Source organism: Neobacillus vireti, from assembly GCF_036962345.1.
GTDB lineage: Bacteria > Bacillota > Bacilli > Bacillales > Cytobacillaceae > Neobacillus > Neobacillus vireti_A.
The window spans coordinates 129881-147120 of record NZ_JBALNB010000011.1 but is presented as its reverse complement, the minus strand read 5'-3'; the positions used below and the strand labels follow the sequence as shown (position 1 = coordinate 147120).

The following is a 17240-nucleotide window of genomic DNA, read 5'->3' as shown; positions in this document are numbered from 1 at the left end:
GGGATTTTTGTCGTTAAACCTCTAGATGTTTTCCCTCTTCCACGATATGGTAAAGAAGATGGGCAAGATGGTGAATCGGTCCATAGTCTTCTTCCTCTTCACTTACCTCCTCATTAAATTCAAGATCATTTAGATATAAGGCAGTGAACTCATAGAAATCCTTCAATTGGAAGGAATAGCAGCCAACAGGGTCTTCACTTCCGTCTTCCCCCGTTGGATCCTCGTATTGCAGCACCATATAGGAAACATCTCCATCACCATCCTCCGCGTCAAAAAAGACAAAGAAGCCAATGTTCGTGTCTAAATCAAATAAATGCCTCGTTCCCCCTTCTGTCGCCTTTTCAAAATCCTCTTGACTTAACTTTTGAATCTGCATAGAATCGACATTGTCCTCTTGATGAAAACCAACAATAAATGATTTCATAAAAATTGCCTCCTTGTTAAATACATATGTATTACTTTTCCCTAATTTTAAATATTAATTTAAAAAAAATCCTTTCAGACAAATAAGAGTGTCTAAAAGGATTTTTTTATTATCCAACAGGAGGATGAATAGGGTCAACATATTTATCATTAATACTCTTCGCAGCAAGTTCATATGAAGAGGTTGAACTACCTGCATTCTTTGTAGCAGGTGATAAAAGAATCAGTAAAGAGAGTGACAAAAATAATATAATAGACTTTTTCATTTTCTTCCTCCTCAAAAAATTTTTGATAGATAATTTAATGCTTCCATGTGCTTTCCATTTTGATTGTAATGCTCTGATAGCAGTTTATAATATCGGCTTAAATCGTCCATATGTTCTCTGGCACTTTCTAAATAAGGAATTACCTTAACTTCTAAGAATTTCATTGCTCTATCAGGTGATTCCATATAAATGAGATAAAAATTAGACAGAAGTATTTGTTTTTTCACTCCCATAATCTCATTGGCAAGAGATTTGACAAGAAAAAAACATTCCTTTGCCTTTTCTGTTATATTTAAATTATAATAAATTACGCCAACTGCATATAAAGTTATACAGTAATCCTGGTTTTTTATAGGCTGTAAAGATAGACTTTTTTCATAATACATTAACGCATCCTTTACGTTGTTCATTCTATCCTGTAAGTAGCCCATATTATGATAGATTTGTGGAAGCATTCCTTCTTCCTTAAGCAGTTCAGCATTCCGTATCAAATGGTTAAAACAGACCTGTGCTTCCTCGTAAATACTAGAACGAGAATAGTTAATACCTAAGACCATCAACGTATGGAGAATCCGATAGAAATTATGTTGATTCATAAAGATTTGAAGTGCCTGCCTGCCAAAGTGGATAGCATGACCAGGCTGATCCAGTGAACTTTTTACCAATGTCCAGTGGTAAAGAAATTCGCCATTTACAGATTCATTGTTGTTTTCTACAAATAATTCATCGAAAATCGCATCTGCTTTTTTATACTGACCTTTTAATATTAAGAATACAGCATTATAATATCGAAATAAATAACTCTCATGTTGGGAAAAATTTTTTCTTTGTTTCTGTAATATATCTCGTTGTGCTTCTGCCTCTGTAAGTAACCCCTTGAATAATAGATAACGATACTTATATAATTCGTATGTATACATATGTGCAGAAAAAGGGATTACATGCTCCATTATCTGGAGTTTTTGATAGATTCCCTCAATTTCTTCTCGTAAATAAAAATTAATCTTCTCGGCAAAGTCCTTTAATAAGATTTTAATTAACTCTTCCTTTTCCTCCATTTCTTCAAAGCTGACTTCCAACCTTTCAAGTAATAAGGAAATAGTTTCTTCGTTAGCATCCTTTGAGTTATTTTCAATTTTACTTAAATGAGGGATCGAGCAAATTCCAGCAGCAAGTTCTTTTTGTGTGATCCCTTTTTGTGTCCTGTAGAATTTTATTAATGGTCCAAATTCCATCATCTCACACCCCTAGAAGCTCTTCCTTTCTCCTATTTTATACCAATATTATCACCTCTTCCACCTATTTGTTCAGACTATTTCAAAAATATTAAAATTGAAAATCTAAAAGCCATCTGCTAAAACCAGATGGCTCTTTGTCTATTATTTTACTCTTGGGAAACCAAAGCCTGAAGCATAATCATCACCAATGGCTGCACCTGTTCCACCGTTAATATCATATAGCTTAGCCCTATTTTGAAGCTCTGCCCGCAGCTGAATATTTGTCATATTCATGTTAGCTGCCCAAATCTTTGCAGCTAGTCCAGAAACATGCGGTGTAGCCATAGAAGTCCCGCTAATTGTGTTATAAGAACCATCATGCCAAGTAGACTCGATTGCTCTGCCAGGTGCAGAAACCTCTACATCACGTTCTTGAATCACAAAGTCCCCATCCGTTGCTGGATTGCCTCGTGAAGAGAAGTCAGCTACACGATAAGTACCGTTTTGCTGAACATCTTCTAACGCAGCTACGGCTACAGCATTGACTAATGCACCAGGATAGCCGATTGTATTGCTTGAAGGCCCATCATTTCCAGCTGCAGCTATCACTAATACCCCTTTACCATAGGCATAATCAACTGCACTTGAAATCAGGGAATCTTTAGCGCTTGACCCTAACGACATTGAAATAATTACTTTTGATCCTGTTCTCACTGCCTCGTCTGCTGCTGTACGAATTGCAGATGCAATATCATCTGAATAACCAGATCCACGGTTGTTTAGCACTTTATATGCCCAAAGGCCAGCCTCTGGTGCCACCCCATAAATACCTTGTCCATTGCTGCCGCCGTCAGCAAGTACAGTACCTGCAACATGTGTACCATGACCATTGCCATCAGAACAACTTCCATTAATGAGCGGCGACTTATTTTGTGTAAAATCCTTACATTGCTCTACCCGATTGGTTAAATCAGTATGATTTGTATTTGCCCCCGTATCAAGTACAGCAACTTTTATTCCATTGCCTCCTGAAGTGGTTTGAATGGCAGAATCATTGTATATGGCTTGAATTCCCCATGGTGTTTGATCGCTTGGGCCTGATTTTGTTGAACCGCCTGGCTTTGCCGCAGCTTCAGAGTTTGGTGCTAACTGTACTTCCTCTACTCTTTCAATCGTTAAATTTTTGTTTTTCAATAATGCTTGGTATTGCTTGCCGTTGACCGTTGTAGTAAACCCATCTGACCCAAAATCCCATCGAATCCCGACGTTCTTCTTTGCTTGTTCCTTATCAACGGTCGGCCCTTGAATGATAACTCGGATGGCCTCCCCCTGACTGTTTGGCTGTTGACCGAAGGCACCTGTTGCAAACATGGATACCCCCATGACAAAGCTAAGTATTGACGCTCCTACAACTTTTCTCTTTTTCATCCACATTCTCCCCTACTTCTAAACTTCAGGCTTGTACCTGTTTTTCCATTTTATTCTCAATTTTCTGAATATAAAAATGAAAATTTACCTAGAAAAGTTGGGAAATTTTTTCAAAAATCAAAAATGACCCTGAAGATTACCTTCAGAGCCTCCTATTTTTTCACATTTCATGATCAAACAGTTTCTTGACAGCCTTGGTTCACAATTGAACCTCCCGGCACTGGTGATGCACCCTGTTGACTGAAGAACCCTGTAATAACAAAACTTTGAACATCGTCCATCGCATTTGGGTTATTAGTATCCCGGAACACAGCAGTGAATGTACGAGTAACCCCATTAACATTCATTGTCCCCATTACAGTAATTACACAGTTTACCCCTTCTTGGTTACAGGTAACAGAAGTAATCGATGTTGAAGTTTCAGTGAAACTTCTATCTGGCGTTTCACTACTTGTCTGATCAAAAGTTATTGTAACAAATGATGATTCAAGATCCTGAGAGCAAACATCAGCAGTATATGTTAAGGTTCCTCTACGAGTTCCTGATTCACCTACAAATGTTACCTCTTGATTTTCACGTACGGCTGCAACTCCATCAAGTCCTACACGTACGCCACATAAACAAACAACTCCCATCGTCATCCCCCCTTTCATCCTTTTGGTATAGTGTATAGCTGTAATAAAAACTTGCTTATATGTCTGTCCATTTTATTAAAAAAAGGGCATAAAAAATCCATCATCTCTATGAAATGACGGATTTTTTAGCTAGAAATATTTCTTTTTCCAAAAAATTAGTGCTGTTAACGTGGATAAAATAGTAGCAACAATAATAGAAATCCAAAATGCATGGTGACTATTTTGCAGCGGTAAATCTACATTCATCCCATAAAAGCTAAACACAATCGTTGGGAAGGATAAGATAATCGTGAATGATGTTAAAAATTTCATGACGATATTTACATTATTGGAAATAATCGAAGCAAATGCGTCCATCATCCCGCTGAGAATCGAGCTGTACGTCTCCGCCATTTCAATCGCCTGGATTTTTTCAATCATCACATCTTCTAATAAATCCTTATCTTCCTCGTACATTTTGATATAACTGAACCGAAGAATTTTATCCAAAACTACTTTATTTGATTTAAGGGAGGTCATGAAATAGACAAGACTCTTTTCTAAAGCAAGTAACGCATACAATTCTTTGTTTTTCATTGATTGATGAAGTCCACGTTCGATTTCATTTGTTTTTTTATTAATTTGTTTCAGATATCTTAAGTAATAAGATGTAATAATAGCCAAAATTTGCAAAGCAAATCGATTCTTTTTAAAAGTGAAAAACTCTTTTATTTTATTATTCTTAAAAACTTCTAAAATAGGAGTATCCTTTAAGGATACCGTTATGATACATTCATCTGTTAGCACAATCCCAATAGGAATGGTCTCATAGATTGGGAAACCTGCATCATCATGAGTAATATATGGGTAGTCCACGATGATGTATACTTGCCCATCTTCCCGTTCAATCCTTGGGCGTTCTTCATCATCAAGTGCGTCTTTTATAAAGTCAACGTAGATGTTTGCTTCATCCGCTACTCGATTCACTTCTTCCTCTGTTGGGGCATACATATTCACCCAGCAGCCTTTTGAAATCGTATCTACCTGTTCAAGTACTTTTGTTTCTGTGCTTTTATAAATCTCCAACATAATAAAACCTCCTCACTCACTTTGTTCGAGGAAGCCATACTACCTTAAAAGAGCTGATATTCCTGAAGAATCCAATTCAAAGATAACACTGACTTCCCCGCGCCTATGGCTAGGGTCCGGGTCTATTGCATAACTCAAAAATATCAACTCCTTAAACATAAAGTACTCCATTATCATAAACCGAAATATAAAAAAGTACAATCCAAGTTTTTATTCAGGAAAATAAGGGTTTAAGTGGATTAATACCTCTTCTATGTTATCGTATTGTTCCATCATTCTTCCCTTGATTAATTTGGCAAGATCATGTCCCTCCTTAATTGTCTTAAAGTGGTCAATAGATATTCGTAAATCCACTACAACATAATGACCAAGTTCCCTCGCCCTGATTCGATCAATTCTTTTAACCTCCGGAAATTCATTTACAATAGTAATGTATGCTTGTAATGTAGCAGCGTCAATATTCCGTTCAAGTAAAATATCGAAAGCCTCTGTTAACATTTCCTTTGAGATTTTAAAAATTAAATAGGCTACAAATATACTTGCTGCTTTGTCTCCGTAATGCAAAATAAAAATATCAAAGCGTTCACCGAGGATGGATAGAAATACTCCGATTGCTGCAGCAATTGAAGCCACAATATCCGCCTTATGGTCAAAGGCAATAGCTTCAATTGCCTTACTATTATGCTCATTTGCCACCTTTAATGATGAACGGTACAAAATAATCTTTGTAACATATGAAATAATCGCTACCCACATCGCTAAAAGGCTGGGTGTTGCTACTTCATGGAAGAAACCAGCGATTCCTTCATACATAACATATATGGAAACAAGAAATAGTAAAATACCCACAATACCGGAAACAATGACCTCTGCTTTTCCATGACCATATGGGTGTTCTTGATCAGCCGGCTTATTGGCAATTTTTATGACAAGTAAGACAATCACTGAAGCAAAAACATCTGCAGCAGAATGAATTCCATCTGCAAAAACAGCGTCACTATTCCCATACCAGCCTATGAAAAGTTTCCCTACTGTTAAGAGGATATTACTGACAACACTTATCCAAGCAATTTTCTTTGCTAAGGATTCCCTCATCTGCCTTCTCCACCTCAAAATATCTATTTCTTTATTTGATTATTTCCAGTTTCCTCCACCATCATCTCTTCTTCCTCTTCTACTGAAATCCTGTTAATCGCGTCATGTAAAAAGTGAAAGGCTTCATCCAATTGTTCCCTTGTAGGATAATTTTCTTTATTCATCATCATCAGCTCCATTAAGTTTTTTGTATGAGTAATCCTTTAATAATAAGTAGAAAATACGGTTGTACCCATTAAATTAAAGGAGAGTGCAACAGCATGGATAAAAAAAATTCTGCTAAAAACAGTACGGATCTCGCTGGAAGGATTTACGAAACAAGTGATTATCAGAAGAACGACGTTATCGCTACTGGCCTATCGACCACACATGAACAGGCAAGTGATAGCTATATGGAGGGTACTATAGATCCAACAACGGATGACGATTTAAACGCAAAGGATCTCCCAATAGCCCAAAAGCCATACAGAAATGAATAGAAAAGCGTAAGCGCCTAGGCTGAAGCTGGACAAGTAAAATCAGAGAAAACAGCTTTCCAAACGAAAGCTGTTTTCTTTTTACTTATCGTCGTCTACATATGGATCATGTTCATATGCCGGTAAGTCACCAAAGCTTGTCATGATTCCTTCCTCATCCAGTTGCTCTTCGTAGCGTTCATGTTGTGAATTTGGGTAAACTGTAATATTGTTACCATACATATCATTCCCAACGAAATTTTCGAAGTCCTCAACATACCCCTCATTTTCATCTGGCTCATTACTAACATCGTTGTAATGCTCCTGCGGGAATGCCAAATCAGAAGGTGTATCGGATGTACCCCATTGCGCCACTGTCTGCCAGGAGTCCTCCGCATCGAAGGCAACATTTTCATCCTTGGAATCCATATCAAACTTCCCAAACGGTGGCATTAATACCCCCTCTTCAATCGGACGATCATGTGAAACCACTTGATCCGGACTGTGTTCTTTACAATAGGTGGTATTTGGCAACGCTTCTAATCGTTCATAAGAGATTTCCTGCCCGCAAACTTCACACTTTCCATATGTCCCATTTTCCATTGCTTCAAGTGCTTTATTAATATTTAATAACTGCAAGTCTGTGTGTTGATTTAGTGCAAGATCTTTTTCACGTTCGTATAAATCCGTAGCCTCATCTGCTGGGTGGTTATCATAACTCGATAATTCACCCATCGATTCATGGTAATGTGCTCGATCAAAACCATAATGATCATTTTGTTCAAGTCGTTCTTCTATTTCCTCTTTTTCCTTTAGTAATTGCAACCGAAAACCAGCAAGCTGCTCTGTCGTTAACATCGTAAACCCCTTTCAAGGCTTATTGGTTATCTATATCGCCCATTTAATGATTTCAACTTTATTTAGTACCCTTTTATTTTCATTGATTTCGCCGCCGATTATGTAATGAATTTAAGGATGCCAACAAAAACCTAAATTGCACATATGAACAGATTGAATAAGTTTTTTGAGAGGGCGTATCTTAACATATAGAAAGGCACTTGAAAGGAAAAGAGGGGATAACAATGGTAAATCAAAATTTTAATAAATTCAAAAAGGAACAACAGGAACATCAGAGCCCGTACCTAGGCGGTTCCAATCAACCACCTGGAATAAATGACCCAGAATATAACAACCAAGAAAACACGGATAAAGCTGTAGGAGCTACAGGGAGAAACATAAATGGTAAAATCGAGTAATGGAGAAGAAAGTAATGATATGAAGTGGTGGCAGCTTTCGTTGTTTGGGATTGGCTGTACAATTGGGACCGGTTTTTTCTTGGGGTCTAGTATAGCCATCAAAATGACTGGACCTGCCATTTTAATCGCCTTTATCTTTGCAGCAGCCGGAACCTATTTCGTCTTTGATGCTCTTGCAAAGATGACGGTGCAGGATCCGCTTAAGGGCGGCTTTCGTTCTTATGCAAAGAAAGCCTTTGGAAGATGGGCTGGCTTTAGCAGCGGCTGGGTCTATTGGGTGGCAGAGGTACTAATTATGGGAAGTCAAATGACTGCACTTTCAATTTTTTCACGATTTTGGTTCCCTAAGGTTCCATTATGGGTATTTGCTGGTTTCTATGCTCTTCTCGGTCTTGTTGTCGTCCTAATTGGTGTGAGTGTCTTAAATAAATTAGAAAATGTTCTTGCCATATTAAAGATAGCAGCAATTTTAATGTTTGTTATCATTGCACTATTGGCTATTTTTGGAGTGATTGATGGAGACAGACCTATTCAATATCCAACTAGCCAAAAGGATTTAATACCGCATGGTGTTTTAGGTTTGTGGTCTGGAGTCATCTTTGCCTTTTATGCCTTTGGGGGGATTGAGATATTAGGTTTAATGGCTACACAATTAAAAAACCCTAAAGAGGCTCCAAAGGCTGGTAAAGTGATGTTGTTTACGCTAATGGTTATCTATATTATTTCTATTGGACTGGCTGTGTTAATGGTCCCTTGGAATAAGTTCAATGGCGAGAAAAGTCCGTTTGTTAATGCATTAGATAATTACGATTTAACATTTATCCCCCATCTATTTAATGGGGCGTTAATTATTGCTGGTTTTTCGACCATGGTTGCCTCCCTTTTTGCAGTAACAAGCATTCTTGTTACCCTCTCTGAAGAAGGGGATGCACCTGGAATTTTCTGCAGACAAGGGAAACTAAAAGTACCTATTCCAACGTTGCTTATTACTGTATTAGGAATATCCCTCTCGATTGTTTCTGCCTTGTTAATGCCAGGACATGTTTATGAGTATATTACAACCGCTGCGGGGCTAATGCTTCTATATAACTGGATTTTTATCTTAGCCTCATCATGGAAATTATTAGAGGTGACTGCGAAGGATAAAATAAAATATTCAATCGGTATTTTGTTAATCCTCATTGCCGTCAGTGGAACATTATTTCATAAAACAAGCCGGCCCGGCTTCTTTATCAGCCTGGGATTCATTGGGATTATAGGCTGCATTACCCTCATAATGAACCTCAAATGGAAAAAGAAAAAGAAAAAAGGGAAGGTACTCAGCCCTTGGCCAACTGCTTAAACTACCCATTGCCAGCGAATAATTTGCTGGCTTTTTTAATTATCCAATTAACCAAATAAAACGTTAAAGGCTTGAAAGCCAAAGTAAATTCCAAAACCAATTAACGATATACCTGATAAGAGTGATATCCCAATCAGCAGCTTTGAAGTTAAATACTTTCGGAAATTACTCGAAATTCCTGCCATGGTAAAATCCCAAATAAGCAATCCAATAAAGATAGCACTGCTATAGAGAACTAACTGTGCCGTTTCATACGTGGCTGCTGTCTTCGCCAGTACTGATCCATATATACCAAGCCAGAATAATATGGTCAACGGATTAGAGATGGACATAAAGAAACCAGATAAAAATGATTTGATCAATGGTTCTGCCTTCCTTTGCTCTCCAACTTTCACTTTATTTGCAGAGAGCATGGTCTCTATTCCTGTATAAATTAAAACAAAACAACCGAAAAGCCATAAAAATGTTTTCATGAAGGGGATTTCAAGGAAGTGTACAACCCCAAAATAGACTATTAACATATAAACCCCATCTGCTGCAACCGCACCTACTCCAATAAGCCATGAATGCATAAAGCCATGCCGTATCCCCTTATCGATTTGCGCTGCATTAATAGGCCCTATAGGAGCAGCCAGCGACAATCCCAACAAAATATAACTTAAAAATACATTCATTCTAATCTCTCCCTGAATCGAAATTGAAGCCCGTCTATCAATTTTTATTCAGGTGAGAGGGTTTGTACCACTTTTTTATTAAAAAAGAGCCATCTTTTAAAAAGGAAGGCTCTTTTAAGGTATTAATTGGTCTCTAGTTCAATCATCTGTATTTACCCCCGGTGTTTTACATAGTTTTGTATAAGTAAATTTTCCATACAGAGTTTTTCGATTCAAAAACTTTATCAAGAGTAAGGTGTATTTCCTCTGCATTGGTAATGGGAAGAGCTGATAATATAAACTGTCCTCCCATTTCCTTAAACACAGTAGTATTTAATTCCAAGTTTTTTAATTTCCTCTTAGAATCCTTCTTGATCATATACTTTTTTCCCAGCTCGGCCGTAAAAATATAACAACGTCCACCCCATTGATCGAAATATTTGCGAATGGTTTTATTTTTCGCTAATTCAGATTCAATCATTTTCCTGAATCTGTGCTTATAGGTTAGGGGGTAAAAGTTATTATAGGTATCTAATGTGTAAAAGCCATTATACTGGGGGACGGCAGGATGAATGCCAATACTAGCCACCCTGTAGTTTTCTGGGTCTTGTCCAATATGCTCTTTTATCTCTGAAAATAATTCCTCTGCGTAAAATTCTCTTACGGTTGGTTTCTTTTGATAGATAATTTCATCATTAAATAAGAACAATAAAAGAATTTGCAGGATAGCAAAACATTGGGCAGTCCTCGCCCAGCTAAGCCCTTGCTGCCAAAGTATTCTTAATGCCAGTGCAAAACTAGCATAGATGACAAGAGGTCTTAAAAAGTGAAACCGGGCAAAATTGAAGGTATCCATAAAATGAAATTTTTTCGTTAAAGGTAACCATCCCTTATAAAACCAAAAAGCATACCAAAGAGATAAGAAGAAATTTAATGTGAATAAAAATACGAAAAGTTTTTCTTGTTTCCACTGTTTTTTAGAGAAAACAAAATAAAAAGCAATTAATGTTATAGGTAAAATAAATAGACCGTGTACAGTCATCACATGTGTATGACCAAATACATAATTTTTGAATGTTAACCGGACCGCTCTCCAAAATGGTAAGTATGCGTGAAAATATTCGTCACGGCTATTTAATTCTGTTGAGAATAAAAAGGAATAAACTAAACGGTATTCTACTATCATAAAAATCATTGTCATAAAAGCAATCGAAAATAAAAATCGAAGATTCCACCCTTTACCCCGGATCACATCCACAAGCCAAAAGATTCCCATTGCACTTAAAAAAAAGAAAAAACCTAATACAATACTAGCGTAAAAAGGGAGCAGGGCAAGAACAAGATAATCTTTCTTAGTACCTTCTCCATTGCGAATATTAAGGAAGGCCCATAATGCAAGCGGCATACCAAGAGTACTAAGCATTCCAGAGGGCCAAAAGGGAGTTAAAGCAAAGGCAAGTGCTGTACCAACTTGTAAAAAAATCCACTTTTCATTAGGAAGAAAATGCTTTTTTAATAGCAAATACATTCCTATAAAGGCCGAAACCCTCGTGATTGCCTGACTAATCCCATAAGCAATCATAGTGGGAAACAGCGCATAGAGCCAAACGATAATACTAAATTCTGTTCCAAATGTATTCCTAGGCACCCCGTTAATCATTTGGGGGATTACCGCATTGACATCTCCAAACATTTTACCGCTTCTGGCAAGAACTTTATACCAGGCCAAATTTGAGTCCAAGTTATCATGAACACGAATATGAGCATTTTCTTGAAGAATAAAGAGTGGGGAAAGATATAAAGCAATAATAAGCAAGGCAAAAATAATTAGTCTTGAACTTTTTTTCGTATCGTTTACCACTTGTTTACACCTCGTAAGAACCTTCTTCCATAACTTGCTTCGTTTAATAAAGTTTGCATCTATAATGGAAATTATTCCTTTTTTGCTGTTTTAAGTGCATACAAAATAAAAAACCTTCCGCCTAATTAAGGAAGGTTCGTTCTTCTTATTTCATTAATGCTTTATTTGTTTATTTTCGTATACGTTTAAAAGGAGATCGAGCTTTTGGCTGCATTGAACAACATTTGGATTTGAATATCCATATTGTCGTGCTAGATCAATCATTTCAATCCTGACTTTTTCAATATTAGATAACAAATAGTTCATGCTTGTTTCCATCGCTTAACCCCTTTTCTTATTAATAACATATTTATATTATTAACCTAAATTTAAGTAATTTTTCACGATAAGACAAGCATATTTACAAAAAATAATTGTATCTTTCGTGAACATTATACTATTACAATTTTACCTTGACTTCGGACAGGGCTGTAGTTATTTTGTTACCTTGTGTCAGAAGTTGCCTTGACCTCGGACAGGACTGACTTAATTTTGTTACCTTGTGTCCGAAGTTGCCTTGACTTCAGACAGGACTGAAGTTATTTTGTTACCTTGTGTCCGAAGTTGCCTCGACTTAGGACCGGTCTGACTTAACTTGGTTATCAGTCTCATACCAAAGAAAGTCAAATGGAACTCAGTATCGATTCAAGTTCTTTTACTAGGGTCTTTCCTGTTTCAATAAATTGATCAGGAAAACTTGCATCCTTATCCACTGGTTCTGAGAACTGATTTAAGGTGCCAGCTTCACCAATATGGTCATCTAGGCCGATTTGATACTGATGTGACAATAAGAATGGACGTCCAAGCTGAACCGTACAGTTGCGTACGTCCAGTTGGCCATCTATGGCTGTGAATGGAAGTCTTAGATACTGATAACCTTCTTCGTCATTTAGTTTGTAATCGAAGTATCCATGGTCATAATCCCAGTTACCGCCTATGGAATACCCGATTGGCTTTAATTTTTGTTCCAGCTTATACAAATCAAATTGCTTACCTTCTACACTTGATGGAATTTCAATCAAACTTTTCGCCCCCTTTTCGTCATTATTTATTAGTTTCCCCAAAAATAATAAAAAGTAGAGTACTGATTTTCGTACTCTACCTTTTTATTTATGATTTAAAGTCTTTTTTCGAGTTCGGCCTTCTTTTCTTCGAATCCTGGTTTACCTAACAATGCAAACATATTTACCTTGTAAGCCTCTACACCAGGCTGATCAAATGGGTTGACGCCTAATAAGTACCCGCTCATTGCACATGCCTTTTCAAAGAAATAGACAAGATAGCCGAATGTATATTCATCCATTTTCGGAATCGATACGATTAGGTTCGGTACTCCGCCATCTGTATGGGCAAGCATAGTTCCTTGGAATGCTTTATTATTCACGAAGTCAACCGTTTGTCCAGCAAGATAATTTAAACCATCTAAATCACTTTCTGCACCTTCAATCGTTAATTCATGGCGTGGATTTTCCACCTTTATTACTGTTTCGAATAAATCACGGCGACCTTCTTGTACATATTGTCCAAGTGAATGGAGATCTGTTGAGAAGTTTGCTGATGAAGGATAAATTCCTTTTTGGTCCTTACCTTCACTCTCTCCAAACAATTGCTTCCACCATTCAGAAAAATATTGAAGTCCAGGCTCATAATTGATTAACATCTCAATTGTTTTCCCTTTATTATAAAGTGCATTTCGAACAGCAGCATATTGATATGCAGGATTTTCTTCAAGCTCTGAATGGCTGAAGTCTTCTTGTGCTTTTGCCGCACCTTGCATCATGGTATCAATGTCAGCACCGCTTACAGCAATTGGAAGTAAGCCAACTGCTGTTAATACTGAGTACCTGCCGCCAATATCATCAGCAATAACAAAAGATTCATAGCCTTCTTCATTAGCTAATGTCTTCAGAGCACCTCTCTCTGCATCTGTTGTCGCATAAATTCTCTTACGTGCTTCTTCTGCACCGTATTTTTCCTCAAGCATCTTACGGAAAATTCTAAAAGCAATCGCTGGTTCCGTTGTTGTACCTGACTTCGAAATAACATTAACAGAGAAGTCTTTTCCATCCAGAAGATCCATAACATCTCTCATATACGTGGAGCTGATGTTATTGCCAACAAAAATAATTTGCGGGGTATTCCGCTTTTCTTTTGGAAGAGCATTATAAAAGCTGTGCTGTAACATTTCAATCGCAGCCCTTGCTCCTAAATATGAGCCGCCAATCCCAATCACTAGCAGTACATCAGAATCAGATTTTATTTTATCAGCCGCTTTTTTAATACGTGAAAACTCTTCTTTATCATAGTTTGTAGGAAGGTCAATCCATCCCAAGAAATCACTACCTGCTCCCGTCTGCTCATGCAGGGAATGGTGTGCCACCTTAACAGCGTCTCGCAAATATGTAATTTCATGCTCTGCAAAAAAGGCTAACGCTTTTGAATAATCAAAACGTATGTGTGTCATGAATGCAATCCTCCAATATTTTATTTTCATTACTCACTTTAACCAATGCTGGACAGATAATCAAGAATCGTCTCCCATTGTAAGCGTGCCCATTTTCGTCAAATTTTTTACATTGTTCTAAATTTGTCGAAAAATGAAACGAGCATACATAATATGCTCGTTTTCGTTGTGTTACAATGATTCACGATAAATCGCCAAAACATCTTCTCTATTTAATTTCGTAAAGTTTCCGAATTCACCATAAATCATTGCCTTATCTGCCATCAACTCAATTTTACTGTCATCAATATCATAGTCTGCTAAACGTGAGGGTGCTCCGATACGATTCCAATACTCACGTAATTTTGCTATTCCTTCAAGTCCAGCTTCTTCTGCACTCTTACCTTCAGGGTCTACACCAAACACTCTGACGGCAAGCTGTTTAAATCGCTCTGGCTTTACTTTTAGGTTATGCTTCATCCAGTGTGGAAATAGTATTGCAAGACCTCCTCCATGCGGGATATCATAAACAGCTGAAACTGCATGTTCGAGATTATGAGTGGCCCAGTCCCCGCGGTACCCCATATTTAAGATTCCGTTTAAGGCCATTGTTCCACTATAAAGGATCGTTGCTCGATGTTCATAGCTTTCAAGATTTTCAAGTAATTTAGGTGCGGTTTCCATTACGGTAATCAGTAATGATTCACACATACGATCCTGAAATAATGTATTTTCATCCAAGTGAAAATAATGCTCCAGTACATGTGACATCATATCAACGATTCCGTATATGGTTTGATCCCTTGGAACGGAAAAAGTATGCACAGGATCTAAAATAGAGAATTTTGGAAAAGTAAATGGACTTCCCCATCCATACTTTTCATTTGTTTCCCAATTCGTAATAACAGAACCTGAGTTCATTTCTGATCCGGTGGCCGCCAGGGTCAAAACGGTTCCAAATGGAAGGGCATCTTTTACCCCAGCTTTTTTAATAACCAAATCCCATGCATCGCCATCATACTTAGCTCCGGCTGCAATTAATTTGGTACAATCAATCACACTTCCGCCGCCAACCGCTAAAAGCAAATCAATTCCTTCTTTTTTGCAGATTTCTACCCCTTTACGGGCCGTTGTGATTCGAGGGTTTGGTTCGACTCCAGGTAGCTCATACACTTTAGCACCGATCTCATTTAGCAAGTGAATTACTTTGTCATATAGACCGCTTCGTTTAATACTCCCGCCGCCATAAACGACTAACACTTTCTTCCCATAACGAGGAATTTCATTTTTTAGTTGATCAAGCTGGTCTTTTCCAAAAATCAATTTTGTCGGATTCCAAAAGGTAAAATTTTGCATATTTGGCACCATCCTTTCCATACATCATTATTGTCGAAAAAATTATTTTTTGCAAAGGATATGTGAATGAATATTTATCCCTCATTTTAAGCAATCTATAAATGTAAAAATTGATAGGAGGAATGCAGTTTGAGTACAATTCAGAGAATTGCCCTAATACTAACCATCATTGGTGCGATTAATTGGGGACTAATTGGTTTCTTTCAGTTTAATTTAGTTGCAGCAATCTTTGGCGATAATACAGCTCTTTCTAGAATTATTTATGGTTTAGTAGGAATATGTGGACTTCTAAATCTCGGATTACTCTTCAAACCAAACGAGGCACATGTTAGAGAACCTCAAACAGAAACTACACGTTAAAGAAAAAAAAATCCTTGCAATCCATTTGCAAGGATTTTTTATATCCAACCCCTAAATTGGGAAGCTTCAATCAGTTTTTTTACACCGACCGTATAGGCGGCGATACGCATATTTACATTCGTAATTTGAGAGATTTCATATACTTGTTGAAATGCCTTGGTCATTTTTTTTCGTAATTTATTCTTGACCTCTTCTTCATCCCAATAATATCCCTGCTTATTTTGAACCCATTCAAAATAAGAAACAGTCACACCTCCTGAACCAGCCAAAACATCTGGAACAAGCAATATGCCGCGCTCAGAAAGAATCCTTGTCCCCTCTATGGTTGTAGGACCATTGGCTGCCTCTACCACAATCTTTGCCCTAATATTTTGGGCATTTAAGGCTGTAATTTGATTGGAGACCGCTGCCGGAACAAGAATATCACATTCTTGTTCAAGTAATTCCTCATTGGTAATGGTTCCGTCAAACATAGACGTTACCGTTCCAAAACTATCACGACGACTAAGTAAATAGTCGATATTTAAGCCATCCGGGTTGTAAAGTGCTCCATATACATCTGATATTCCAACGACAATGGCTCCTGATTGCTGCATAAACTTTGCAATGAAGCTGCCTGCGTTACCAAATCCTTGTATAACTACACGCGCCCCCTTTAGAGGGAGTCCTTTTATTTTTGCAGCTTCTTCGATACAAATAGCAGCTCCCAATGCTCCTGCTTCTTCCCTTCCTTCTGAGCCCCCAAGGACAAGCGGCTTCCCTGTAATAAAACCTGGAGAGTCGAATTTACGGAGACGACTGTATTCATCCATCATCCAGCCCATAATCTGTGAATTTGTATACATATCCGGTGCCGGAATATCTTTCGTTGGACCCACAATTTGGCTAATAGCACGAACATAACCACGGCTTAAGCGTTCCAGTTCACCAAAAGAAAGGGCTCGTGGATTACAGATTATCCCACCCTTTCCTCCACCAAAAGGAATATCAGCAATTCCACATTTCATGCTCATCCACATCGCTAATGCCTTTACCTCATCGCTATTTGTTTTAGGATGAAATCGGATACCGCCAATGGTCGGTCCTACTGAATCATTATGTTGTGCCCTAAAACCGCTAAATACCTTCACTGAGCCATCGTCCATACGAACAGGAATCCTGACATCCAGCATTCTTAATGGCTCCTTCAATATTTCGAACACTCCTTGGGGAAGCCCAAGCCTTTTCAAAACATCTTGAATAACAACTTGTGTGGATGTAAGGAGATTTAACGTTTCTGTTTCTTTATTGTTATCCCCTGCACCGCTTCTATCCATATTATCCCCCATTTTGACACCCCAGTT

At 37.7% G+C, this 17240-nt stretch carries 20 protein-coding genes; 4 read left to right on the top strand and 16 right to left on the bottom strand.

Going from position 1 to position 17240, the window contains the following annotated elements; translation table 11 throughout:
• Positions 1 to 13: 13 nt before the first annotated feature.
• The 8 genes from V7108_RS14370 to V7108_RS14335 all read right to left on the bottom strand — a co-directional run bounded on the left by V7108_RS14370 (position 14) and on the right by V7108_RS14335 (position 6296).
• Positions 14 to 424, bottom strand: coding sequence for a cytosolic protein (locus V7108_RS14370; protein WP_335568586.1), 411 nt, complete (start codon positions 422 to 424; stop codon positions 14 to 16).
• Positions 425 to 533: 109 nt separating this feature from the next.
• Positions 534 to 689, bottom strand: a complete 156-nt coding sequence (locus tag V7108_RS14365; protein WP_335568585.1) for a hypothetical protein — start codon at positions 687 to 689, stop codon at positions 534 to 536.
• An 11-nt stretch (positions 690 to 700) separates the two neighbouring features.
• On the bottom strand, positions 701 to 1927 hold the full coding sequence (locus tag V7108_RS14360; RefSeq protein ID WP_335568584.1) for a helix-turn-helix domain-containing protein: 1227 nt from the start codon (positions 1925 to 1927) through the stop codon (positions 701 to 703).
• A gap of 141 nt (positions 1928 to 2068) precedes the next feature.
• The gene (locus V7108_RS14355) at positions 2069 to 3334 is read right to left on the bottom strand and encodes a S8 family peptidase (RefSeq protein WP_335511590.1); all 1266 of its coding nucleotides are present in this window, start codon (positions 3332 to 3334) and stop codon (positions 2069 to 2071) included.
• 173 nt (positions 3335 to 3507) lie between these two features.
• On the bottom strand, positions 3508 to 3969 hold the full coding sequence (locus V7108_RS14350; protein WP_335568583.1) for a hypothetical protein: 462 nt from the start codon (positions 3967 to 3969) through the stop codon (positions 3508 to 3510).
• A 129-nt stretch (positions 3970 to 4098) separates the two neighbouring features.
• Positions 4099 to 5037: a magnesium transporter CorA family protein gene (locus V7108_RS14345; protein WP_335511586.1), complete on the bottom strand. Its 939-nt coding sequence runs from the start codon at positions 5035 to 5037 to the stop codon at positions 4099 to 4101.
• Positions 5038 to 5247: 210 nt separating this feature from the next.
• Entirely contained in the window at positions 5248 to 6132 is an 885-nt protein-coding gene (locus V7108_RS14340; RefSeq protein ID WP_335568582.1) for a cation diffusion facilitator family transporter, read from the bottom strand.
• 23 nt (positions 6133 to 6155) lie between these two features.
• On the bottom strand, positions 6156 to 6296 hold the full coding sequence (locus V7108_RS14335) for a hypothetical protein (protein ID WP_335568581.1): 141 nt from the start codon (positions 6294 to 6296) through the stop codon (positions 6156 to 6158).
• Between the two features lie 96 nt (positions 6297 to 6392).
• Between V7108_RS14335 and V7108_RS14330 the strand changes: the two genes are divergently transcribed.
• On the top strand, positions 6393 to 6611 hold the full coding sequence (locus V7108_RS14330; protein ID WP_335568580.1) for a YozQ family protein: 219 nt from the start codon (positions 6393 to 6395) through the stop codon (positions 6609 to 6611).
• Positions 6612 to 6689: 78 nt separating this feature from the next.
• On the opposite strand, the gene V7108_RS14325 is transcribed toward V7108_RS14330, so the two are convergent.
• Positions 6690 to 7445 (bottom strand): TraR/DksA C4-type zinc finger protein, encoded by a 756-nt coding sequence (locus tag V7108_RS14325; RefSeq protein ID WP_335511578.1) that lies wholly within the window; start codon positions 7443 to 7445, stop codon positions 6690 to 6692.
• A gap of 224 nt (positions 7446 to 7669) precedes the next feature.
• Between V7108_RS14325 and V7108_RS14320 the strand changes: the two genes are divergently transcribed.
• Together V7108_RS14320 and V7108_RS14315 are read left to right on the top strand one after the other, a co-directional pair.
• The gene (locus V7108_RS14320) at positions 7670 to 7843 is read left to right on the top strand and encodes a hypothetical protein (RefSeq protein WP_335511576.1); all 174 of its coding nucleotides are present in this window, start codon (positions 7670 to 7672) and stop codon (positions 7841 to 7843) included.
• Positions 7827 to 9185: an amino acid permease gene (locus V7108_RS14315; RefSeq protein ID WP_335511574.1), complete on the top strand. Its 1359-nt coding sequence runs from the start codon at positions 7827 to 7829 to the stop codon at positions 9183 to 9185. The genes V7108_RS14320 and V7108_RS14315 overlap by 17 nt, the downstream gene beginning before the upstream one ends.
• Before the next feature lie 47 nt (positions 9186 to 9232).
• Here the strand turns inward: V7108_RS14315 and V7108_RS14310 are convergent, their stop codons facing one another.
• From V7108_RS14310 to V7108_RS14285, 6 genes are all read right to left on the bottom strand, one after another.
• Complete coding sequence (locus V7108_RS14310) at positions 9233 to 9859, bottom strand: LysE family transporter (RefSeq protein WP_335511572.1); 627 nt, start codon at positions 9857 to 9859, stop codon at positions 9233 to 9235.
• A gap of 166 nt (positions 9860 to 10025) precedes the next feature.
• Positions 10026 to 11699 (bottom strand): DUF6044 family protein, encoded by a 1674-nt coding sequence (locus V7108_RS14305; protein WP_335568579.1) that lies wholly within the window; start codon positions 11697 to 11699, stop codon positions 10026 to 10028.
• 153 nt (positions 11700 to 11852) lie between these two features.
• Complete coding sequence (locus V7108_RS14300; protein WP_335511566.1) at positions 11853 to 12017, bottom strand: aspartyl-phosphate phosphatase Spo0E family protein; 165 nt, start codon at positions 12015 to 12017, stop codon at positions 11853 to 11855.
• Between the two features lie 344 nt (positions 12018 to 12361).
• Positions 12362 to 12760 carry a YugN-like family protein gene (locus V7108_RS14295; protein WP_335511564.1) on the bottom strand — a complete coding sequence of 133 codons (399 nt, stop codon included), beginning with the start codon at positions 12758 to 12760 and terminating at the stop codon, positions 12362 to 12364.
• 95 nt (positions 12761 to 12855) lie between these two features.
• Entirely contained in the window at positions 12856 to 14202 is a 1347-nt protein-coding gene (locus V7108_RS14290; RefSeq protein WP_335511562.1) for a glucose-6-phosphate isomerase, read from the bottom strand.
• A gap of 171 nt (positions 14203 to 14373) precedes the next feature.
• Positions 14374 to 15537 carry an iron-containing alcohol dehydrogenase gene (locus V7108_RS14285; protein WP_335568578.1) on the bottom strand — a complete coding sequence of 388 codons (1164 nt, stop codon included), beginning with the start codon at positions 15535 to 15537 and terminating at the stop codon, positions 14374 to 14376.
• Between the two features lie 129 nt (positions 15538 to 15666).
• Between V7108_RS14285 and V7108_RS14280 the strand changes: the two genes are divergently transcribed.
• Positions 15667 to 15897, top strand: coding sequence for a DUF378 domain-containing protein (locus V7108_RS14280; RefSeq protein WP_335568577.1), 231 nt, complete (start codon positions 15667 to 15669; stop codon positions 15895 to 15897).
• Between the two features lie 38 nt (positions 15898 to 15935).
• Here V7108_RS14280 and V7108_RS14275 read toward each other — a convergent pair whose 3' ends face one another.
• A complete protein-coding gene (locus tag V7108_RS14275) occupies positions 15936 to 17213 on the bottom strand; it encodes a Glu/Leu/Phe/Val family dehydrogenase (protein ID WP_420489194.1) in 1278 nt (425 codons plus the stop codon).
• Between the last annotated feature and the right edge of the window lie 27 nt (positions 17214 to 17240).